This is a genomic window from Halalkalibacter alkaliphilus (genome assembly GCF_023555415.1).
GTDB lineage: Bacteria > Bacillota > Bacilli > Bacillales > Bacillaceae_D > Halalkalibacter > Halalkalibacter alkaliphilus.
In genome coordinates, this window is record NZ_JAKRYL010000010.1 from 38,765 (window position 1) to 61,268 (window position 22,504).

Below are 22,504 nucleotides of genomic sequence, written 5' to 3' on the forward strand. Positions count from 1 at the left end.
AAAAAGGGGGATTTTACATGAAAAAGTGGTTACGTACGTTAACGATGACGGCTGCTGCAGTTGTAGCTCTATCAGCATGTGGAGCAGCTGACGAGCCAGCACCTGAAACAGGGGATGCTGATGGAGAAGAAGAAGCAACCGAAGCTGCAGACTTTACAGTAGCAATGGTTACCGATGTTGGGGGAATTGATGACAAATCATTTAACCAATCTGCTTGGGAAGGTCTTGTTGAGTTTGGTCAAGATATGGGCTTAGAAGAAGGTACAGGTTATCGCTACCTACAATCTGGAGATATGGCAGACTTTGAACCAAATCTTCGTAATTTAGTACGTGAAGATGTTGATCTTGCTTGGGGTATTGGTTTCTTAATGGAAGATGCAATTCGTACCATTGCAGAACAAGCTGAAGATGCGCAGTTAGCAATTGTTGACTCTGTTGTTACAGATGCAGAAGGACAAACGATCTCTAATATCGCAAATGTTACATTTAGTGAGCATGAAGGTTCTTTCCTTGTAGGTGTAGCCGCTGGTCTTCAAACAGCTGGAAATAAAGTTGGTTTTATCGGTGGAGTTGAAGGTGCTCTAATTAAAAAGTTTGAAAATGGCTTCAAAGCTGGTGTGAAGGCAGTAAATCCAGATGCAGAAATTGAAGTGCAATATGCAGAAAGCTTTAATGACGAGCAACGTGGAGCACAAATTGCAAACACAATGTACAGCCAAGGTGTAGATATTATTTATCAAGCAGCTGGTGGAACAGGGAATGGTGTCTTTACAGAAGCGATTAACCGTGCTCGTAACGGTGAGCCTGTTTGGGTTATTGGTGTCGACCGTGACCAACATGAAGAAGGCGAATATGGCGATGAAGGTCAATCCGTTACATTAACTTCAATGGTTAAACGTGTGGATAGAGCGGTATATTTAGTTTCTGAACGTACAATGGCTGGCGACTTCCCGGGTGGAGAAATCCTTGAATATGGACTTGAGGATGAAGCAGTAGGGATTGCCCCATCGACAGATAACATGTCTGAAGAAGCACTCGAAGCTGTTGTTGATTTCTTAAATCAAATTCAAGCTGGTGAAATTTCAGTACCGCAAACAGATGAGGAATATGAAGAGTATCTTTCATCCCTTTAATGAATGAATAACAAAAGGCTAGTGATTACTAGCCTTTTGTTTTCAGTAATGATATGTACAGCAGGCAGAAGGGACAATGAAGGATTGCTGTTTGCCCAATCCTTCATTGCCTCTTTTTGTTTAAGAAAAAGTAGGAGCCTGCACGTTAGTCGTTATATTTTAGAGTACATAGATGTGAGGAGTGGTTACAAGTGAGTTATGTCATCGAGATGAATAACATCCGTAAAGAGTTTCCTGGAATTGTGGCCAATGATAACATAACGCTCCAAGTAAAGAAGGGCGAGATCCATGCTCTTTTAGGTGAAAATGGAGCTGGGAAATCAACATTGATGAATGTTCTTTTTGGTTTGTATCAGCCTGAAAAGGGTGAAATTGTAGTACGCGGAGAAAAAGTGAAAATCACAGATCCAAATGTTGCCAATAGGCTTGGGATAGGAATGGTTCATCAGCATTTTATGCTTGTTGAGAAGTTTACTGTAACAGAAAATATCATTTTAGGAAACGAACCGAAAAAAGGCGGCAAAATTAATATAAAAAAAGCTGCAAAAGAAGTAGAGAAAATTTCTAATCAATATGGGTTACGTGTGGATCCACATGCTAAGATTGAAAACATTTCTGTTGGCATGCAGCAACGGGTAGAAATCTTAAAAACATTATATCGCGGTGCCGATATTTTGATTTTTGATGAACCAACGGCTGTATTAACCCCTCAAGAGATTCAAGAGTTAATCGGTATTATGAAAAAGTTAGTAAAAGAGGGTAAGTCAATCATATTAATTACTCACAAGCTGAAAGAGATTATGGCTGTATGTGATCGCTGTACGGTAATAAGGCGCGGAAAGGGTATTGGAACAGTTGAAGTCAGTGAAACGAATCCGGATAAGCTTGCTGCAATGATGGTAGGTAGGGAAGTTAATTTTGGAGTAGAGAAGGATCCGGCGCAACCGAAAGAGGTTGTTGTTAGTGTGAAAGATCTTGTCGTAAAGGACTCTCGTGGAGTTGATGCTGTTAATAAATTAAATTTAGATATGAGAGCAGGAGAGATCCTTGGATTAGCTGGGATCGAAGGCAATGGCCAATCGGAACTCATTGAGGCTATTACTGGGTTGAAAAAAGCTGAGTCTGGTTCAATTTTGTTAAATGGAAAAGAAATAACGAATATGAAGCCAAGAAGAGTAACAGAAGCCGGGATTGGACATATTCCTGAAGATCGTCATAAACATGGGTTAGTCCTTGATTTTACAATTGGCGAAAATATTGTGTTACAAACGTATTACCAGAAACCATACTCTAGGAGTGGTGTACTGAGCTATCCTGAAATTTATCAGAAAGCAAGGGCTTTAATAGAAGACTTTGATGTGAGAACTCCGAGTGAATATACACCAGCAAGAGCGTTATCTGGAGGGAACCAACAAAAGGCAATTATCGCTCGTGAAGTAGATCGCTCACCTGACTTTTTAATTGCAGCACAACCAACTCGAGGTTTAGACGTTGGGGCAATTGAATCGATACATCGACGTCTTGTCGTTGAACGTGATAAAGGTCGAGCTGTCCTATTAATGTCGCTTGAATTAGATGAGATCTTAAATGTAAGTGACCGGATTGCTGTTATGTATGAAGGGGAAATAGTAGCAATTGTCGATGCTGACCAGACGAACGAAAGAGAGCTTGGTTTGCTTATGGCCGGCGGAAAGAAAGAGAAAGAAGGTGAGCCACATGGTGAATAAATTGTTTCCTAAAGGACGATTAGTATCATTGGCCGTACCTTTAATAGCTGTATCTTTAGGAATATTAATTGGTGCGATCGTCATGCTTGTTAGCGGATATAATCCTGTTTTAGGTTATTCGGCCCTATTAAGCGGAATCTTCAGTGAAACTTATTACATTGGTGAAACGATCCGCTCCATGACTCCGTTAATTTTAGCTGGACTGGCTGTTGCATTTGCTTTTCGAACAGGTCTTTTTAATATTGGAGTAGAGGGACAGGTAATTGTTGGATGGCTTGCTTCTGTCTATGTCGGAATCATATTTGATCTACCTGCAATTATCCATCTTCCACTGGCTATTTTTGTTGGGGCATTAGCTGGGGCAATGTGGGGCTTCATTCCAGGTTTTCTAAAAGCTCGTTTCCAGGTTCATGAAGTTATTGTTACAATCATGATGAACTATATTGCTTTGTATACAGTTAATTACCTTATTCGAGCGTATTTACTAGTGCCAGGGGAGCGAACAGAGACGATCTCTCCATCGGCGTCACTTGCTTCGCCATTTTTACAATCGTTAACAGATTTTTCAAGATTGCATTACGGATTTATCGTTGCGTTGCTTGGATGTATAATCATGTGGTTTATTCTTTGGAGAACATCAAAAGGCTACGAGCTTCGCGCAGTTGGTTTTAACCAACATGCATCCATGTATGCGGGGATGAATGTACAAAGAAATATTGTTCTATCTATGGTAATATCCGGGGGATTTGCAGGTGTTGCTGGATCGATGGAAGGGTTAGGAACGTATGGATACATGAGTATTCTCTCTGGTTTCTCAGGTGTTGGTTTTGACGGAATTGCTGTAGCATTATTAGGTGCAAATACAGCCGTTGGGGTTTTACTTGCCTCTTTCTTATTCGGTGGGTTACAGGTTGGAGCAATTACAATGCAATCAAGAGCAGGTGTGCCAACCGAACTAGTTGATATAGTTATAGCGTTGATCATTTTCTTTGTTGCATCAAGCTATCTTATTCGCTGGATCATGAACCGTATCAAGAAGGAGGGGATTTAAATGGATTTAATGCAGGTTTTAGCACTTGTTATTCCAGCAGCTATTTATGCCGCGGCTCCTCTTATCTTGACTGGATTAGGTGGATTGTTTAGTGAGCGGGCAGGGGTAGTTAATATCGGCCTTGAAGGATTAATGGTCGTAGGGGCATTCACAGGAATTGTTATGACATTGACACTTGAAGGTATGGGAGTTGGTCCTGCTTCTACCTGGATTGCGTTACTCGCTGCCGTTCTAATAGGGGCCATTTTCTCATTATTTCATGCCGTTGCCTCGATTACATTTCGAGCTGATCAAATTGTCAGTGGTGTTGCATTAAACTTCTTAGCTGTTGGATTAACTGTTTTCTTAGTTCGATTAATGTATAACAAAGGTCAAACAGACGCGATCCGCAATCGAATTTATCGTTTCGATGTGCCGGTTTTAAGTGATATCCCGATTATTGGTCCTCTGCTTTTTGCAAATGCCTATATTACATCCTATATTGCACTTGCGTTGGTCTTTATTGTTTATTATGTCGTCTATTACACGCCATTTGGATTACGACTCAGGTCGGTCGGAGAGCATCCGATGGCAGCAGATACAATGGGGATTAACGTAAACAAAATGAGATACATCGGAGTTATGCTCAGTGGAGCTTTTGCTGGATTAGGAGGAGCGATCTTTGCCGTTACAGTAGCAGGGAATTTCTCTGGGACAACTATTGTGGGCCAAGGATTTATGGCATTAGCAGCATTGATTTTCGGAAAGTGGAATCCTCTTGGTGTGATGGGTGCAGCTCTATTCTTCGGATTAGCACAAGCGTTGAGTATTACAGGGGCGCAAATACCGGGATTAGCTAATATTCCTTCTGTCTTTTTGTTAATAGCACCATACGTGTTAACGATTTTAGCCTTAGCTGGTTTCGTTGGACGTGCCGATGCACCAAAAGCGATTGGAAAACCTTATGTAAAAGGTTCGAGATAAAAAAATAAACTATAATGAAAGAGATGTCTTGAAAGTTATTTTTTGACTTTTTGAGGCATCTTTTTTATATTCATTTAAAGCACTAAAGAAATTAATGAAGATTAATTAGTTTGTATAATCTATTATTATATATCAAAAAAAACGGTTGCAACAAACATGTTATTGAATAATCATGCAATAAAAATGAAAAAAGGGATATAAGTGAATGTTCTGAATCTTATTTCGTGTTATGGTATATAGCGTGTCCTAAAAAAATAAACAAACGTTTGTTTATGTCATGTGAGGAGATGTACGTGCATAGTCCTTGCATATGGTGTAAAAGAGGAGGTGAAAAGATGGAATATGGTTTGACGACAGCAACATGGCTGTTGCTATTTATTCCAATGCCATTATTAATTATTTTATCGTTTGTGTCGTTATTTATGAGAAGGAGTGAGTAAACTTGGAATTAGCCACAATTATAACGTTTATTATTTATTTAGTAGGGATGCTTGCCATTGGGATAGCAGCCTATCGGCTAACAAGTAATTTATCAGACTATGTACTAGGTGGAAGGCGATTAGGAGGAAGTGTAGCTGCGTTAAGTGCGGGCGCTTCAGATATGAGTAGTTGGCTATTGCTTGGATTGCCAGGAGCTATGTACATTGGTGGTATGGGTGAAATTTGGATTGCTGTAGGATTAGCTATTGGTGCGTATTTAAATTGGCAGTTTGTTGCAGCGCGTCTTCGTAAGTATACAAAAGTAGCGAATGATTCGATTACGCTGCCAGATTTTCTGGAAAACCGATTTCATGATAAGTCAAAAATCTTGCGGATTATATCAGCACTTGTAATATTAGTATTCTTTGCTTTTTATACTTCTTCTGGACTTGTTGGTGGTGCTCTTCTTTTTGAAGCATCATTTGGAATGACATACACGCAAGCACTTTGGATTGGTGCAATTGTGATTATTTCATACACATTCTTAGGTGGTTTTCTTGCAGTAAGTTGGACGGACTTTTTCCAAGGAATTCTTATGTTCCTAGCATTAATTATTGTACCACTTGTAGCTATCTCTGAAATGGGAGGCTGGGGTGAAACTGTAAATGCTGTTGGAGCAATTGATCCTGCCTATTTAGATGCGTTCCAAGGGGCAACGTTTATTGGTGTCGTTTCGTTGCTTGCATGGGGATTAGGTTATTTTGGTCAGCCACATATCGTGACACGTTTTATGGCTGTGAAGTCAGTCAATGAAATTCCAAAAGCTCGTGCTGTTGGGATGACTTGGATGGTGCTTGCTTTATTTGGGGCTATTTTTACTGGATTTGTAGGGATTGCTTATTTTTCTGCGAATGGTCCAGGAGGGCAAGCGTTGCCAGACGGGTCACACGAAACGCTTTTTATTATGTTTACACAAGTTCTCTTTAATCCATGGGTCGCTGGTTTCTTATTAGCTGCGATTTTATCAGCGATCATGAGTACGATTGATTCTCAGCTTCTTGTATCTTCAAGTGCTCTTGCTGAAGATGTGTATAAAGGATTTATTCGTAAAGAAGCTAGTCAAAAAGAGTTAGTGTGGGTAGGGCGTATTGGTGTTGTTGTGATTGCCCTTGTTGCCATTGCGCTCGCTTATAATCCAGAAAGTTCAGTGCTTGATTTAGTTGGTTATGCGTGGGCTGGTTTTGGAGCAGCCTTTGGTCCAGTCTTAATATTAGCATTGTTCTGGAAACGAATGACGAGAAATGGAGCCTTAGCTGGGATGATTGTCGGTGGACTTACGGTGATCATTTGGGCAGAGCTTGAAAGCTGGTTTGGCTTATCACCAGAACAATTTCCGATTTTAGGTCTATATGAGATTATTCCTGGTTTTATTTTAGCGTGGATTGCCGCAATGGTCTTTAGTTTTGTTGGTGACGAGCCTACAAATAAGATGAAAGAAGAATTTGAGCAATCAAAAACAAGCATTTTATAAGGTTATTTCGTAAATATTGTTACTGTTATTTCTCGTAGTGAAATGGAGCGCAATGGAACGAACATGTGGAGAACACGTCACCCATAAAAACAACAAAAGTATGCGAAAACAGCTAGTATCAACCCCTCGCTTAAGAGAGATCTAAAGTGAGGGGTTTTTTAACGTATTGAATGGGTCGGGAAGTGTCGAGCTTTGTTGCCTATAGAAGGGTTATTTGGTATTATTAATCATATTGTCAAAATGATCGAATTTTTTCGGGGGTGAAAGATTATGTCACGAATCCAAGAGGAGCAAGTGAAGCATGTAGCGAACTTAGCCAGACTTGCTATTACGGAAGATGAAGCCAAAATGTTTACAGAACAACTTGATGCGATTATTACTTTTGCAGAACAGTTAAATGAGCTTGACACAACGGGTGTGGAGCCAACAACGCATGTTCTTGATATGAAGAATGTACTTAGAGAAGACAAGTCAGAAAAGGGCTTGCCAGTTGAAGACGTATTAAAAAATGCGCCAGATCATGAAGACGGACAAATCCGTGTGCCGTCAATTATAGAGTAATAGGGGAGGACAAGCTTCATGTCATTATTTGACCATAAGATGTCAGAGCTACATACAATGATTCAAAAAAAAGAAGTAAAAGTCTCTGATCTTGTTGATGAATCATACAAGCGTATTGCTGAAGTTGATGATAAAGTTAAAGCGTTTGTTACACTAAATGAAGAAAAGGCACGTGCCTATGCAAGAGAGCTAGATGATGCACTTAGCACAAGCAGTGAGCGTGGCCTTTTATTTGGTATGCCAATCGGTGTGAAAGATAATATTGTTACAAAAGGGTTGCGCACGACTTGTTCAAGCCGCATTCTTGAAAACTTTGATCCGATTTATGATGCGACTGTTGTTCAGAAGTTAAGAGACGCACAGGCTATCACAATTGGGAAGGTAAATATGGATGAATTTGCTATGGGTTCATCAACGGAAAATTCCGCTTTTCAAGAAACGAAAAACCCGTGGAATCTAGAAACAGTTCCTGGCGGGTCTAGTGGAGGTTCAGCTGCGGCTGTAGCAGCAGCTGAGGTGCCATTCTCACTAGGTTCAGATACAGGTGGTTCAATTCGTCAACCAGCTGCGTTTTGTGGAGTTGTTGGATTAAAACCTACATATGGAAGAGTATCCCGCTTTGGTCTTGTTGCGTTTGCTTCCTCGCTCGATCAAATTGGACCAATTACACGTAATGTAGAAGACAATGCGTACCTTCTTCAGACGATTACTGGAGTTGACCCAATGGACTCAACGTCGGCGAATGTTGACGTGCCTGATTTCTTATCCGCTTTAACGGGTGATGTAAAAGGATTAAAGATTGCTGTTCCGAAAGAGTATCTTGGAGAAGGTGTCGAGGAAGATGTGAAGCAATCTGTGCTGGATGCTTTAAAGGTGCTTGAAGCGCAAGGAGCAACATGGGAAGAAGTCTCGCTTCCACATTCCAAATATGCACTTGCAACGTATTATTTACTTTCTTCATCTGAAGCATCAGCGAACCTTGCTCGCTTTGACGGCGTTCGTTACGGTTATCGTACTGATAATGCAGAGAGCCTTATTGAAATGTACAAGCAAACACGTGCAGAAGGTTTTGGGGATGAAGTAAAACGTCGTATTATGCTTGGAACGTTTGCATTAAGCTCTGGGTATTATGATGCTTACTATAAAAAAGCCCAACAAGTACGTACATTGATTAAGCAAGACTTTGAAAAAGTATTTGAGAATTATGATGTGATTATTGGACCAACAACACCGACACCAGCCTTTAAAATTGGTGAAAATACAAAAGATCCGTTAACGATGTATGCAAATGATATTTTAACCATTCCAGTTAACTTAGCTGGCGTTCCAGGAATCTCTGTTCCTTGTGGATTCAAGGATGGCTTGCCACTTGGACTTCAGATTATTGGGAAACATTTTGATGAAAGCACTGTTTATCGTGTGGCTCATGCATTTGAGCAAGCAACAGACTATCACACGCAAAAACCGGCGTTGTAGGGGGGAGACGAGCGATGAGTTTCGAAACAGTTATTGGGCTTGAAGTCCACGTAGAATTAAAGACAGAATCGAAAATATTCTCAGCAAGTCCGAACCACTTCGGATCTGAGCCAAATGCAAACACGAGTGTCATTGACCTTGGGTATCCAGGTGTATTGCCAGTCTTAAACAAAAAAGCTGTTGAATTTGCTATGAAGGCGGCTATGGCATTGAACTGTGAAGTAAGAACTGATACAAAGTTTGATCGTAAGAACTACTTCTATCCAGATAATCCGAAAGCATATCAAATTTCTCAATTTGATAAACCAATTGGTGAAAATGGCTGGATTGAAATTGAAGTAGAAGGTAAGAAAAAACGCATAGGGATTACTCGTATACACATGGAAGAAGATGCAGGGAAATTAACACACTCTGGCGGTGGCTACTCCCTTGTTGATTATAACCGTCAAGGAACGCCGTTAGTTGAAATTGTGTCAGAGCCAGATATTCGTACACCTGAAGAAGCGTACGCTTATTTAGAGAAGCTTAAGGCGATCATTCAATATACAGGTGTATCCGACTGTAAGATGGAAGAGGGATCGCTTCGTTGTGATGCGAACATCTCCTTACGTCCTGTAGGACAAGAGGAATTTGGAACAAAGACGGAGCTAAAGAATTTAAATTCATTTAACTTTGTTCGTAAAGGGCTTGAGTATGAGGAGAAGCGTCAAGAGCAAGTGCTTCTATCTGGTGGTGTGATTGAACAAGAAACACGTCGTTATGATGAAGCAGCTAACAAGACGCTGTTAATGCGTGTAAAAGAAGGTTCCGATGATTATCGTTACTTCCCAGAGCCTGATCTTGTTGATTTGTATATTGATGAAGATTGGAAAGCGCGTGTTCGTGCAGAGATTCCTGAGCTTCCTGATGCTCGTAAAAAGCGTTATGTAGAAGATTTAGGCTTGCCAGCGTATGATGCAGCTGTTCTTACATTAACAAAAGAAATGTCTGACTTCTTTGAAGAAACCGTTGGCCAAGGTGCAGGAGCAAAACAAGCGTCTAACTGGCTGATGGGAGAAGTGTCAGGTTATTTAAATGCCGAGCAAAAAGAGCTTCAAGATGTTGCTCTTACTCCAGAAGGACTTGCGAAAATGATTCAACTGATTGAAAAGGGAACCATCTCATCTAAGATTGCTAAAACGGTATTCAAAGAGTTGATAGAATCAGGTGGAGATCCAGAGCAAATTGTAAAAGATAAAGGACTTGTGCAAATTTCTGATGAAGGCGCGCTTTTGCAGATGGTAACCGAAGTCCTAGATAACAATCCTAATATTGTTGAGGATTATAAAAATGGGAAAGAAAAAGCAATTGGTTTCCTTGTAGGGCAAATCATGAAAGCTTCAAAAGGGAAAGCGAATCCTCCTATGGTAAATAAATTGTTACTAGAAGAAATTAAGAAGCGCTAAAACGTTTAAATAATCTGGACAATATAGTCCTAGAGAGGGTGCTGAAAAGGTAGTGAATATCTTTTTTAGTACCCTTCTTTCTATGTGTCATATATTTTCTTATGCAAGTTTAGCTATTTGCTGAATAGGCTTTAAGTAATGTACAATACAAGCAGTGAATTTGACAAAGAGAAGCAATGACTAAGATAAAAAAAGTAGGGGATCTGCAATGAAAAGAGCTCGACTTATCTACAATCCATCATCTGGACGTGAACAAATCCGGAAAAGCTTAGCTTATATTTTGGAGCGACTCGAAAAAACAGGGTACGAAACTTCGGCTCATGCAACGACAGGAGAAGGTTGTGCAACTAGAGCAGCAAAAAAAGCTGGAGAGATTGGGTATGATTTGGTCATCGCTGCAGGTGGAGATGGGACCATTTTTGAAGTAGTAAATGGACTAGCTGCTCTAGAGAAAAGACCGAAGCTAGGAATTATTCCAGCAGGTACGACGAATGATTTTGCACGTGCATTACGAATTCCAAGAGATATTGAAAGAGCATGCGATATTTTGTGTGGAGAACATTTTGAGCTAATCGATATTGGTCGTGTAAATGATCGTTATTTTGTAAATATTGCTGCTGGCGGCTCGTTAACTGAGTTAACGTATGAAGTACCAAGTAAAATGAAAACAGCTGTTGGTCAATTAGCCTATTACATCAAAGGATTAGAAAAGCTGCCGCAAGTGTCCCCGCAAATGGTTCAAATTGAATATGATGGAAAGTTATTTGAAGGTGAGATTATGATGTTTCTAGTCTCAAATACGAATTCAGTTGGAGGATTTGAAAGGTTAGCTCCGAACGCTTCTTTACAGGATGGGATGTTTGATTTTATTATCGTTAAGAAGCTCTCCTTCCCTGAGTTCCTTCATTTAGCAACGTTAGCGCTCCGTGGAGAGCATATTAACCATCCGAAAGTCATGTATGTTCATGCGAACCGTATTAAAGTACAAGTGAAAGGGGATATGCAGCTTAACTTAGATGGTGAGTATGGAGGAGTACTACCAGCTGAGTTTGTCAATATGTATCAACACTTTCAAATGCTGACTCCAAAGGATCGGAAACAGCGAAGATAATAATGATAATCGCTATGAACAGAAACTCTCATTATGAGGGTTTTTCTTTTTTGGTCAAGGGGTCCATTGTGTTAGGTAACAAGTCATGCTACAATTGAGTAAATACTTAACTAAAATATTAACTTAATGTTTTACTAAAAGGGGAAGGGAGTAGAGGATGGCGACGATAAAGGATATCGCTGAGCTTGCGAAGGTTTCAACAGCGACCGTTTCAAGAGTGTTAAACAATGATAAAAACCTCTCTGTTACGGTTGAAACGAGAGACCGAATTATGGAGATTGCTAAAGAGTTAAAATATGTTCCTGTTAGGAAGCGTTATACAGATAAAAAGGTTTCATCTGTTGTTGGTGAAACGGAAATAGGTATTGTTATGTTTTGTTCACCTGAGTATGAGTGGGAGGATACGTACTTTTTATCTATCCGTAAAGGGATAGAGAGTGAATGTTCGGAGAAGGGGTTGCTAGTAAAGAAAATTAGTCATTATTCAGGCGGTATGACTGATGTGCAGATGAATAACCTTGATGGAGTTATTGTGGTAGGGATGATAAGTGAAGAGGATGAGAAGGAATTAAGCCAGAGGGTTAACCGTAACATTGTCTTTATTAATTATGTTTCTAAAAGTGAGCAGTTTGATGCTGTGATTATTGACCACGAAAAAGCGACCAAAGATGCATTGGAACATCTTTTTTCTCTAGGGCATACAAAAATTGGTTTCATAGGTGGCCAAGAAAGGGATCAAAGCAATAATAAAATTATGGATGTGCGGCATAGGACATTTGAAGAGGTTATGAAAAAAAGAGGTCTCTATAATCCTGAGCACATGTATATTTCTAGACAATTCCTAATTAGTGATGGGTACGCTTCTATGAAAAAAGCGGGTGAGGCAGAAGATTTGCCAAGTGCTTTTTTTATTGCAAGTGATGCAATGGCGATAGGTGCCATGAGAGCTTGCCATGAATTAGGGATAAAGATCCCAGAGGATGTTAGTATTGTAAGTTTTAATGATGTCGAGATGGCAAGCTTTACTCAGCCGGCGCTAACGACGGTAAAAGTGTATACAGAGGAGATGGGGAAAGCTGCTGTTAAGCTTCTGATGGATAGATTGGGAGGCAGGGAGATCCCCTTTAAACTCGAGATACCAACTAAATTAATTGTACGTGAAAGTAGCTCACGTATAGAGTGATAGAACAATAAAATAAGTAATGTTTTCTGGAGCTTTTTACTAAAAAGGCTCTTTTTTGTATAAAAGTCTAAAAATTTCTGGAAAAACTATTGAATCAGTAAATGATATAAGTTATTATTTTACTTAAGAAATAGATTATATTTAGTAAATAAATTCGGGGCGCGAAACAAATCTTGTTTCTTAATTTTTTACACAACACTGAAAGCGCTTTATAAGTTTAGGGGGGATGACAGTAGATAACTCTTAGTTGTATTGCAGAGCAGAACAAATCAAAAAATTCTAGGGGGATCATTATGAAAAAAATAATTAGAACGTTCACTGGTATTTTGATGGGTGCAATGGTGTTGACAGCTTGTGGAGGAGAATCTACTGGATCAGGTAGTTCTAGTAATGCACTATCGCTTTACTCTGGAGTATCTGAGGATGCTGAAAAAGAAGCGATTGAAGAAATAGCGGTTGCCTTTACAGAAGAAACAGGAATTTCAGTTGATGTGAATTTTCCGGGTACAGGGTATGAGGATCAAATGCGTGTGAGGATGGCCTCAAATGATCTTCCTGATTTATTTGATACTCATGGTTGGGCTATCAATCGATATGGTGAGTATACAGCTGACTTAAGTGATATGGATTGGGTCGAGTATTTCGATGAAGCGATGGCACCGATTTTGAGAGATGAAGAGGGGAAAGTTTATGCATTTCCGATTAATCAGGCAAAAGATGGCATTATGTATAATGCAACTTTATTAGATGAATATGGAATTGACCTTCCAACTACGTTCGACGAGTGGGTTGGTGCAATGGAAACAGTTAAAGAAAAAAGTGATGGTGAAGTAGCCCCACTTTGGATTCCTGGTAGTAATCAATATACAATCGCACAAGTACTTGATCAATTATCTACTCCTCTCTTAGTAACGGATGAGAATAATAGTTTTGAAGAAGAGTTATTAGATGGCTCGTTTGATTGGTCGAATTATACGCCACTCGCTGAGTTTTTAAAAGAGTTACAAGAACAGGGTTTACTAAATACAGACGTATTAACTGCTAGTGAAGCTCAGAGAATTGAGTTAATGGCGCAAAATAAAATCGCATTTGCATTTGCTGGAGGCGCTTTCGGACCGGCGGTAACAGAACTTAATCCGGATATTCAAGTTGGGACGTTTCCGGTGCCGGCTTACTGGGAAGGTGATGAGCCTAGTTGGATTGGGGGAGAGCGTAATACATTTGCTGCCTTTAAAGATTCAGAAAAGCTAGATGAAGCAAAACAATTTATTGAGTTTCTTGCTCAGCCAGAAAATGCGAAAAAGTTAGCGGAAGCAGCATCATTACCAGCTGGGATAACGAATGTCGAAACAGAAAACTATTATACTGAATTTTATGATAAGTGGGCTCATATTCAAATTCAACCTTACTTCGATCGTGTTTATTTACCGAGTGGAATGTGGGATGTGTACGCGACGACTGGACAAGAGCTACTAGCAGATACACTGACGGCTGAACAAGTTTCAGCTGAAATGGAATCTGAATATTTACGCTTGAGAAATCAGTAGAATTGGAAACGTAGGCAGGGACGTAATAACGATCCCTGCTTGCGAGCCAATCCAAGGTACCTTCGGATAAGGATGGTATAAAAAGGAGTTGAGAATATGAGTCAAACTGTAGTGGAAAGGAAAGTCGCGGTTGCAAAGAAAGCTCCAAAAGTAAAACAGAGGAAACAATCTTCGTTTATGTGGATGTATATTCCGGCCTTAAGTTTTGTGAGCTTGTTTATTATTTATCCATTTTTAAATGGAATTAAAATAACGTTTACAGATTGGAATGGGTTTTCGCAAGGATATAACTGGGTTGGCTTGGAGCAATATAAAAGGATGTTTTCTGACCCTACAACTTGGCTTGTTGTAAAAAATACGTTGCTATACGGAATTGGCAGTACCGTCTTTCAAACGGTAATTGGACTGCTTTATGCATTGCTATTAAATCAAAGTATTAAATTAAAAGCTTTTACGCGAACGATTGTGTATTTACCAGTTATTATTAGTCCGTTAATAATGGGATATATATGGTACTTTTTCTTTGCTTACCAAGGAGGAGCATTAAATGATCTATTAATATTTCTAGGATTTGAGCCCATTAACGCTCTAGGAAATGCATCATTTAATCCATGGATTATTGTGTTAGTTAACACATATCAGTTCGTTGGGATTGCGATGATTATCTATTTAGCTGGATTGCAAAGTATATCTAAAGACTATTATGAAGCGGCTGTTATTGATGGGGCATCAGCTTTCGCTCAGTTTAAAAAGATTACTCTACCATTACTAGCCCCGGCAATTACAATTAATGTCGTTTTGAATGTAATAGGCGGATTAAAATTATTTGATGTCATTATTTCATTAACGGGTGGAGGACCTGGTAATGCCTCACAATCAATGTCGACGTTTATGTATTCTCTTTATTTTAGAAGACAAGACGCTGGATATGCAGCGACTCAAGGGGTATTAATGGCAACAATTATTTTAATTATTAGCTTAGTAGCTCTCATTTACTTTAAACGTAAGGAGGTAGAGGCATAAATGGATCGAATGAGTCAATCTAAAAAAACGATCTTAACCATTGTGGCGTTTGTGATCTGTATTATTCATATCATCCCATTCTATATTCTCGCTACAACCTCTTTAAAAGTAAGTAATGACTTTAGCTCGAGGTGGTTATTTCCTGATTACTTCACATTAGAAAATTTCGCTCGTGCTTGGGAGCGTGCGAATTTAACGAATGCTTTTATGAATTCAATCATTATTACAGCAGGAGCGGCAATGCTACTAATTCTTGTAGGATCAATGGCGGCTTATCCGTTAGCTCGGGTTAAAACGAGACTAAACAAGGTTGTGTATTACATCTTTATTTCAATCATGGTTATTCCTCCTTTGACGGCATTAGTACCGTTGTATCAACTCGTCGTTAATATGGGCATGGTCAATACGCATGAAATTGCGATATTCAATAATGTAGCTGCTTATCTGCCATTAACAATCTTTCTTTATGCAGGGTTCATTCGTTCGACGATACCGAAAGAGTTAGAAGAAGCAGCCAAAATTGATGGAGCGAGTACACTTGGAATCTTTTTTAGGATTATCTTTCCATTATTAAAACCAGTAACAGCAACTGTTTTAATTATATCTTGTGTATTCATATGGAACGATTACCAGTTTGCTATTTTCTTCTTACAAGATAAGAGTGTACACACATTAACCGTAACGTTAGCTAGTTTCTTTGGTGAAAATCAAAACAATCTTAACTTAGTAGCAGCTGCTGCACTAATGGCTTCCTTGCCAATGATCGTGTTATTCCTTATCTTACAAAAATACTTTATTGCAGGGCTGTCATCAGGATCAGTAAAAGGCTAAAACGAACAAAAAACTATTATTCTACTATTATTAAATTAGAGGAGGACATCATATGTCTAAAATTACGTTTATTGGAGCTGGAAGTACGATATTTGCTAAAAATGTATTAGGAGATTGCATGTTTGTACCTGCGTTAAATGGGTTTGAATTTGCTTTACATGATATTGATGAAACGAGATTAAGAGATTCAGAGCAAATGCTACTGAACTTAGCTCGTAAATATAACCCATCTATTAAGGTTAAGGCTTATTTAGACCGAAAAGAAGCGTTAACAGGTGCGAAATATGTGATAAATGCGGTTCAGATTGGAGGGTATGAGCCAAGCACAGTAATTGATTTTGAAATTCCTAAGAAATATGGCTTGCGTCAAACGATCGCTGACACTGTTGGAATCGGAGGTTTATTCCGCAGCTTGCGCACCATTCCTGTCCTATTCGACTTTGCGAAAGATATGGAAGAAGTTTGTCCTGATGCGTGGTTCTTGAACTATACGAACCCGATGTCTTCCTTAACAGGTGCTATGTTACGCCATACAAACATTAAAACAATCGGCTTATGCCATAGTGTTCAAGTTTGTACGGACCATTTATTTAAATCTCTTGATATGGATTCAACAGGAGTAGAAGAAAGAATTGCTGGAATTAACCATATGGCATGGCTGTTAGAAGTGAAAAAGGATGGCAAAGATCTTTATCCAGAAATTAAACAACGAGCAAAAGAAAAACAAAAAACAAAACATGATGATATGGTGCGCTTTGAGTTAATGGATAAGTTTGGTTACTATGTGACTGAATCGTCAGAGCATAATGCTGAATACCACCCATACTTTATTAAAGATCGTTACCCAGAATTAATTGATCGCTTTAATATTCCGCTAGATGAGTACCCGCGTCGTTGTGTAAATCAAATCAAAGAGTGGGAAGAAATGCGTGAGAAAATGGTTAATGACACACAACTAACTCATGAAAGATCACATGAATATGGCTCGTATATTATTGAGGCGATGGAGACAAATGTGCCATTTAAGTTTGGTGGAAATGTATTAAATACGGGCAGTCTAATTTCGAATTTACCAGAAAATGCGTGTGTCGAAGTACCATGTGTAGCTGATCGAAACGGAATCATGCCTTGCTATATTGGTGATCTACCTGAGCAATTATCTGCATTGAATCGTACAAATATTAATACGCAGTTACTTACGATTGAAGCTGCTACAACATTGAAAAAAGAACATATTTACCAAGCTGCTCTCCTAGATCCACATACGAACTCTGAATTGTCGATGGACGATATCATTGCTATGTGTGATGACTTGATTGAAGCTCACGGTGATTGGTTACCGAAATATCGTTAATATATTAAGTGAAAAGGGTGTCTCAAAGCTCGCAGTAGTTAGAGATACCTTTTTTGCGTTTAAGAATAACACCGAATTTCGAGTAATCCTTTGTCTATGGTACAATAACTACCATGAATAGAGGAAGAAGGACGGGAAGAGATGAAAAGAGAGACAGTACCTGTACGAAAAAATGACCAGCTACAAGTGACAATAGAAGATTTAACGCATGAAGGAGCTGGTGTGGCAAAAGTAGATGGCTACACACTATTTGTGCCAAACACTCTACCAGGCGAACTCGTTGATATAAAAGTAATAAAAACAAATAAAGGCTTTGGCTTTGCGCGTCTCCTTGAAATTAAAAAAGAGAGTGAGCACAGAGCAGAACCGCTATGCCCAATCTATCACCAATGTGGCGGTTGTCAAATTCAACATTTAAGCTATGATGCTCAGCTTGTTTCTAAACAAAAGCAAGTGAAAGACGTGCTTGAAAGAATTGGAGGGCTAAAGGACGTAACGGTACACCCGACACTAGGGATGGAAGATCCTTGGCGCTACCGGAATAAAGCGCAAGTACCAGTCGGAGAAGAAGGAGGCCTTGTCATTGCTGGTTTTTATCAAAAGAGAAGCCACCGCATTATCAACATGGATGAGTGCTTAATTCAGCATGAAGAGAATGATCAAATCATTCGTGTTGTAAAAAACATCGCTAACAAATACGGGATTCGAGCTTATGATGAGGAAAAGCACCGCGGGACACTTCGTCATGTTGTCGCTCGGAAGGGGAAAGTAACAAATGAAGTGATGGTTGTGCTCGTAACAAGAGGAAAAGAGCTTCCGAATAAGAAGAATATCATTGAAGAAATCCAAGCTCAAATTCCAAATGTGAAATCGATCGTTCAAAATATCAATCCGAAACGGACAAACGTTATTTTTGGTGATGAGACGAACGTGCTTTGGGGTGAAGAGTACATTCATGATTATATTGGTGACATTAAATTTGCCATTTCAGCTCGCTCATTCTATCAAGTGAATCCAGAGCAAACGAAGGTCCTCTATGATAAAGCGCTTGAGTATGCGAATTTGACTGGAAAAGAGACAGTAATAGATGCATATTGCGGAATCGGGACGATCTCTCTGTTCCTTGCTCAAAGAGCGAAGCATGTGTATGGTGTTGAAATTGTTCCAGACGCCATTGCAGACGCAAAAAGAAATGCCGAATTAAACGGCATCACAAATGTAGATTTTGCAGTAGGGGAAGCGGAAAAAATTATGCCGTGGTGGTACGCTCAAGGCATACGCGCAGATGTCATTGTTGTCGATCCTCCGAGAAAAGGCTGTGACGCGGAGCTATTGGAAACGATTCTATCGATGAAGCCAAAACGTGTTGTGTATGTATCTTGTAATCCGGCTACTCTTGCAAGAGATTTGAAGGTGCTTGAAGAGGGTGGCTATGTGACGAAAAAAGTGCAGCCGGTGGATATGTTTCCGCATTCGAGTCATGTTGAGTCCGTGGCACAGATAGTTTTAGAAGAAGAAGCAGGAACCAAATAGGGGATCCTGCTTTTACTCTTTTTAGAGGTTTTTCGTTCAAATGAATATCTCGAGTTAGGTTACTAAATCACTTGAGCCTTTTGTAGAATGACTAATCGCTAATACAAAAATATTGATACAATTAAATAAATTGTGGAATCGATACCAAATTACAAATACAAATGCTTTTTCCAGTCAGCTGTTCCGTTTGTGTTGCTTCCAATTTATCGAATTAAATAATACCTAAAGCTTTAAATAACTATGCAAGAATTTAGAAAAACTAAAAAAAGACCTTATTATCCTTGCAATTGAGGAATATATTTTTGTTATAAGTTAAAAAAACTATTGAAACCGATACCAAAACCATCTATAATTTGTTTTGTAAGCGTTACACCCTTTCTGTTCTCCTTAAGAGAGCGATTTTTTATAAAACTATTTGAAACCGATACCATACGAAAATTTCAAATGGTTTCTGTTTAATAAGAGGGTGTACCAGTTTATTAACTGAAACCGATACCATGTTAAAGAATTTAAAGTATCCAAGGAGGAGAGTTTATGAAAAAGAAATTACTATCTTTATGTCTAGGTTCAATGTTAATGGGATCTTTATTAGTAGGTTGCGGTGGTGATACAGAAAGTGAAGCTACAGAATCTCCGGAAACTGCTGCTGGAGAAGAGCAGATTTCAATCGATATTTTTCAGGGGAAGGTTGAGTTTAGAGATCAGTTTATAGAGTTAGCTCGTCAGTATGAGGAAGAAAATCCAAATGTCAGCATTAATTTTGCTGCAGTAGGTGGGGGTTCTGATTATTTTACTTCTTTACGTTCAAGGTTCTCAGCAGGAGATGAACCTGAAATTTTTAGTCTTGCGGGACCTTCTGAATTAGCTGATTATCAACAGTATTTGGCGGATGTATCGGATACAAAGGCTGCTTCTTTAGCGCTGGAAGGGACATTAGATGGGATTACAACTGAAGAGGGCGTATTTGGTCTACCTTTTAACTTAGAGGGCTACGGGTTGATCTATAACAAACGTATTTTTGAAGAAGCTGGCATTAATGCAGAAGAAATACTTACTTTTGAAGATCTAGAAGCAGCTGTACAGGTGATCGACGAGCAAAAAGAAGAGCTTGATATCGATGCTGTTTTCGCACTAGCGGGAAGTGAATTATGGGTAACGGGAAATCATTTAGCAAATGTGTATATCGCTCCAGAATTTGATAATGATGTGCTACAAGCCTATGAAAGCGGGTCACTAGAATTTGAGAAAAATGATGAATTACAACGAATGGTTGATCTTCAAAGCAATTATTCTGTTCAACCTGTCTTGAGTGTTGACTATTCACAGCAAGTGGAAAGATATTTCTCATTAGAGCGAGTAGCGATGATCCAACAAGGAAACTGGATTTATCCATCCGTAAATGAAATGGATCCTGACTTTGCCCAAAATGGAATAGGAATTCTGCCAATTCCAATGGAAGGGTATGAAGGACATTTACCGGTTGGGGTACCGAACTATTGGGTTGTTAATAACAACAAGGATCCTGAAGTAGTTCAAGCTTCTAAAGATTTCTTAGATTGGCTGTATACATCGGATATAGGGAAAGAGGCTGTTTTAACACAATTAAACTTTATTCCGGCGTATGAAGGCTTTGATGAGACTAAGATTGCAGATCCATTGTCTCAAGCTATTTATGAGTATACGACTGAAGGAAATACAATTGGATGGGTATTCATGGGGTATCCGAATCCGTGGGGAGACATCTTAGGCGCTAACATACAAGAGTATATTGCTGAACAAATCTCTTGGGATCAAGTTATAGATAATTCTGTTAATGAATGGGAAAGCATGAGAGAATAGTCGAACTTTTAAACCTAAACAGCTAACAATTATGAGTTGTTAGCTGTTTTTACATCAAGGGAGTGATGTCCCGTTGATATTAGAGGAGGTAATAGAATGAGGAACCGTGATGTATCTTTTTGGCTATTTTTAACGCCTGTGATTGTAAGCTTAAGCCTTGTCGTAATTATTCCTTTGCTTATTGGATTATATTATTCCTTCACGGATTGGAATGGGCTGACTTATAACCAGTTTGTTGGCTTAGATCATTATATAAGACTGTTTCAAGATGCCCGTTTTACTAGTTCTATTTGGTTCACATTTCGTTTTTCATTTGTAACGGTCATCATGCTTAATGTGATTGGATTGGGGTTAGCTTTACTTGTGACTAGAAAATTCAAGTCGAGTAATCTCCTTCGTACAATCTTTTTTATGCCCAACCTAATTGGTGGGTTAATCTTAGGTTTTATTTGGCAGTTTATTTTTATTAGTGTATTTGCAGACATTGGTCATTCTCTTGGCATACCGGGGTTAACTGGTTGGTTATCAACACCAGGTACCGGTTTTTGGGGTCTTGTTATTTTGACTTGTTGGCAAATGGGTGGGTACATCATGATCATTTATATTGCTTATTTACAAAGTATACCGAATGAGTTACTTGAGGCTGCTGAAGTGGATGGTGCGAACGCGTTCCAACGTTTTCGTAACGTCACGTTCCCTTTAGTGGCACCGGCTTTTACTATAAGTATGTTCCTAACTCTTTCTACCTCCTTTAAAATTTATGACCAAAATTTATCTTTAACTAATGGAGGTCCATTTAACTCAACAGAAATGGTAGCAATGAATATCGTAAATACAGCATTTACCAGCAATCAAATGGCGTATGGCCAGGCAAAGGCCATCATCTTTTTTATCATTGTAGCAGCAATTGCTGTCACTCAAGTCTACTACAATAAGAAACGAGAGGTGGACTTATAATGAAGAGGAAAAAAGGAAATTTATTTTGGCTTCAAATTGTGGGTCTTTTATTAGGTTTACTTTGGCTTTCTCCTTTCTATTTAATGGTTGTAAACGCATTTAAATCAAAACGTGATATGTTTGCTGATGTATTAGGATTACCGTCAGAATTGGTATTTGATAACTTTGTTCAATCTTTTATTGATTTAAGATTTGTTCAATCTTTCTTTAACTCACTATTTATAACGGTTATTAGTATTGCTGTTATTGTCTTCTTTTCATCTATGGCTGGATACGCTTTATCGCGTAATAAGAGTAAAACAAGTGGGGTTATTCTACTCATTTTTGTAGCGGCTATGCTTATTCCTTTCCAAGCTGTTATGATTCCTTTGATTTCATTATTTGGTCAGGCGGATATGCTAAATCGCTTTGGATTAATTTTTATGTATTTAGGATTTGGTTCAAGCTTAGCTATCTTCCTATATCACGGTGCTATGACTGGGATTTCTAAGTCATTGGATGAGGCAGCGACGATTGATGGTGCTACAAAGTTTCAAACATTCTGGCATGTTATTTTTCCTTTGCTCAAGCCTATTTCCGTTACGGTAGGGATCTTGAATGTGATTTGGATTTGGAATGACTTTTTACTTCCATCTCTTATTTTAAGTGATGCCGAATCAACCATTCCGCTTAGAATGTTTATGTTCTTTGGCCAATATACACGTCAGTGGCACTTGGCATTAGCAGGATTGACAATCGCGATCATACCTGTCATTATCTTTTATTTCTTTGCTCAAAAACAAATCATTAAAGGTGTTTCTGAAGGAGCAGTGAAGTAAT

The 22,504-nt window shown here is 39.0% G+C and carries 18 protein-coding genes; all 18 read left to right on the plus strand.

All coding sequences use genetic code 11. The features are described 5' to 3' along the window. Positions 1 to 17: 17 nt before the first annotated feature. The 18 genes from MF646_RS11000 to MF646_RS11085 all read left to right on the plus strand — a co-directional run bounded on the left by MF646_RS11000 (position 18) and on the right by MF646_RS11085 (position 22,503). The gene (locus MF646_RS11000; protein WP_250096544.1) at positions 18 to 1,133 is read left to right on the plus strand and encodes a BMP family lipoprotein; all 1,116 of its coding nucleotides are present in this window, start codon (positions 18 to 20) and stop codon (positions 1,131 to 1,133) included. Between the two features lie 191 nt (positions 1,134 to 1,324). After that, complete coding sequence (locus MF646_RS11005) at positions 1,325 to 2,860, plus strand: ABC transporter ATP-binding protein (RefSeq protein ID WP_250096545.1); 1,536 nt, start codon at positions 1,325 to 1,327, stop codon at positions 2,858 to 2,860. Further along, positions 2,850 to 3,911 carry an ABC transporter permease gene (locus tag MF646_RS11010; protein WP_250096546.1) on the plus strand — a complete coding sequence of 354 codons (1,062 nt, stop codon included), beginning with the start codon at positions 2,850 to 2,852 and terminating at the stop codon, positions 3,909 to 3,911. Before MF646_RS11005 ends, MF646_RS11010 begins: the two co-directional genes overlap by 11 nt. Next, positions 3,912 to 4,874, plus strand: a complete 963-nt coding sequence (locus tag MF646_RS11015) for an ABC transporter permease (RefSeq protein WP_250096547.1) — start codon at positions 3,912 to 3,914, stop codon at positions 4,872 to 4,874. Positions 4,875 to 5,316: 442 nt separating this feature from the next. Beyond that, a complete protein-coding gene (gene putP / locus MF646_RS11020) occupies positions 5,317 to 6,825 on the plus strand; it encodes a sodium/proline symporter PutP (protein WP_250096548.1) in 1,509 nt (502 codons plus the stop codon). Positions 6,826 to 7,095: 270 nt separating this feature from the next. Next, positions 7,096 to 7,386 carry an Asp-tRNA(Asn)/Glu-tRNA(Gln) amidotransferase subunit GatC gene (gatC, locus tag MF646_RS11025; RefSeq protein ID WP_250096549.1) on the plus strand — a complete coding sequence of 97 codons (291 nt, stop codon included), beginning with the start codon at positions 7,096 to 7,098 and terminating at the stop codon, positions 7,384 to 7,386. An 18-nt stretch (positions 7,387 to 7,404) separates the two neighbouring features. Then, entirely contained in the window at positions 7,405 to 8,862 is a 1,458-nt protein-coding gene (gene gatA / locus MF646_RS11030; RefSeq protein ID WP_250096550.1) for an Asp-tRNA(Asn)/Glu-tRNA(Gln) amidotransferase subunit GatA, read from the plus strand. A 14-nt stretch (positions 8,863 to 8,876) separates the two neighbouring features. After that, positions 8,877 to 10,307 (plus strand): Asp-tRNA(Asn)/Glu-tRNA(Gln) amidotransferase subunit GatB, encoded by a 1,431-nt coding sequence (gene gatB, locus MF646_RS11035; RefSeq protein WP_250096551.1) that lies wholly within the window; start codon positions 8,877 to 8,879, stop codon positions 10,305 to 10,307. 208 nt (positions 10,308 to 10,515) lie between these two features. Then, entirely contained in the window at positions 10,516 to 11,418 is a 903-nt protein-coding gene (locus tag MF646_RS11040) for a diacylglycerol kinase (protein WP_250096552.1), read from the plus strand. A 157-nt stretch (positions 11,419 to 11,575) separates the two neighbouring features. Then, a complete protein-coding gene (locus MF646_RS11045; protein WP_250096553.1) occupies positions 11,576 to 12,601 on the plus strand; it encodes a LacI family DNA-binding transcriptional regulator in 1,026 nt (341 codons plus the stop codon). A gap of 293 nt (positions 12,602 to 12,894) precedes the next feature. Then, on the plus strand, positions 12,895 to 14,148 hold the full coding sequence (locus tag MF646_RS11050) for an ABC transporter substrate-binding protein (protein ID WP_250096554.1): 1,254 nt from the start codon (positions 12,895 to 12,897) through the stop codon (positions 14,146 to 14,148). 96 nt (positions 14,149 to 14,244) lie between these two features. Then, positions 14,245 to 15,171 (plus strand): carbohydrate ABC transporter permease, encoded by a 927-nt coding sequence (locus tag MF646_RS11055; protein WP_250096555.1) that lies wholly within the window; start codon positions 14,245 to 14,247, stop codon positions 15,169 to 15,171. Positions 15,172 to 15,180: 9 nt separating this feature from the next. Continuing rightward, positions 15,181 to 16,002: a carbohydrate ABC transporter permease gene (locus tag MF646_RS11060; protein WP_420842500.1), complete on the plus strand. Its 822-nt coding sequence runs from the start codon at positions 15,181 to 15,183 to the stop codon at positions 16,000 to 16,002. 52 nt (positions 16,003 to 16,054) lie between these two features. Beyond that, entirely contained in the window at positions 16,055 to 17,356 is a 1,302-nt protein-coding gene (gene melA, locus MF646_RS11065) for an alpha-glucosidase/alpha-galactosidase (protein ID WP_250096557.1), read from the plus strand. 141 nt (positions 17,357 to 17,497) lie between these two features. Then, a complete protein-coding gene (gene rlmD, locus MF646_RS11070) occupies positions 17,498 to 18,889 on the plus strand; it encodes a 23S rRNA (uracil(1939)-C(5))-methyltransferase RlmD (protein WP_250096558.1) in 1,392 nt (463 codons plus the stop codon). 534 nt (positions 18,890 to 19,423) lie between these two features. Continuing rightward, positions 19,424 to 20,728, plus strand: a complete 1,305-nt coding sequence (locus MF646_RS11075) for an ABC transporter substrate-binding protein (protein WP_250096559.1) — start codon at positions 19,424 to 19,426, stop codon at positions 20,726 to 20,728. Between the two features lie 96 nt (positions 20,729 to 20,824). After that, positions 20,825 to 21,685 carry a carbohydrate ABC transporter permease gene (locus MF646_RS11080; protein ID WP_250096560.1) on the plus strand — a complete coding sequence of 287 codons (861 nt, stop codon included), beginning with the start codon at positions 20,825 to 20,827 and terminating at the stop codon, positions 21,683 to 21,685. Further along, positions 21,685 to 22,503 carry a carbohydrate ABC transporter permease gene (locus tag MF646_RS11085; RefSeq protein WP_250096561.1) on the plus strand — a complete coding sequence of 273 codons (819 nt, stop codon included), beginning with the start codon at positions 21,685 to 21,687 and terminating at the stop codon, positions 22,501 to 22,503. Before MF646_RS11080 ends, MF646_RS11085 begins: the two co-directional genes overlap by 1 nt. Position 22,504: the final 1 nt, after the last annotated feature.

Coding starts and splice junctions, on each gene's coding strand:
- MF646_RS11010 (WP_250096546.1), top strand. CDS start 2,850: ATGGTGAATAAATTGTTTCCTAAAGGACGATTAGTATCATTGGCCGTA.
- MF646_RS11000 (WP_250096544.1), top strand. CDS start 18: ATGAAAAAGTGGTTACGTACGTTAACGATGACGGCTGCTGCAGTTGTA.
- MF646_RS11015 (WP_250096547.1), top strand. CDS start 3,912: ATGGATTTAATGCAGGTTTTAGCACTTGTTATTCCAGCAGCTATTTAT.
- MF646_RS11040 (WP_250096552.1), top strand. CDS start 10,516: ATGAAAAGAGCTCGACTTATCTACAATCCATCATCTGGACGTGAACAA.
- gatC (WP_250096549.1), top strand. CDS start 7,096: ATGTCACGAATCCAAGAGGAGCAAGTGAAGCATGTAGCGAACTTAGCC.
- MF646_RS11060 (WP_420842500.1), top strand. CDS start 15,181: ATGAGTCAATCTAAAAAAACGATCTTAACCATTGTGGCGTTTGTGATC.
- MF646_RS11045 (WP_250096553.1), top strand. CDS start 11,576: ATGGCGACGATAAAGGATATCGCTGAGCTTGCGAAGGTTTCAACAGCG.
- gatA (WP_250096550.1), top strand. CDS start 7,405: ATGTCATTATTTGACCATAAGATGTCAGAGCTACATACAATGATTCAA.
- melA (WP_250096557.1), top strand. CDS start 16,055: ATGTCTAAAATTACGTTTATTGGAGCTGGAAGTACGATATTTGCTAAA.
- MF646_RS11080 (WP_250096560.1), top strand. CDS start 20,825: ATGAGGAACCGTGATGTATCTTTTTGGCTATTTTTAACGCCTGTGATT.
- MF646_RS11055 (WP_250096555.1), top strand. CDS start 14,245: ATGAGTCAAACTGTAGTGGAAAGGAAAGTCGCGGTTGCAAAGAAAGCT.
- MF646_RS11075 (WP_250096559.1), top strand. CDS start 19,424: ATGAAAAAGAAATTACTATCTTTATGTCTAGGTTCAATGTTAATGGGA.
- rlmD (WP_250096558.1), top strand. CDS start 17,498: ATGAAAAGAGAGACAGTACCTGTACGAAAAAATGACCAGCTACAAGTG.
- gatB (WP_250096551.1), top strand. CDS start 8,877: ATGAGTTTCGAAACAGTTATTGGGCTTGAAGTCCACGTAGAATTAAAG.
- MF646_RS11050 (WP_250096554.1), top strand. CDS start 12,895: ATGAAAAAAATAATTAGAACGTTCACTGGTATTTTGATGGGTGCAATG.
- MF646_RS11085 (WP_250096561.1), top strand. CDS start 21,685: ATGAAGAGGAAAAAAGGAAATTTATTTTGGCTTCAAATTGTGGGTCTT.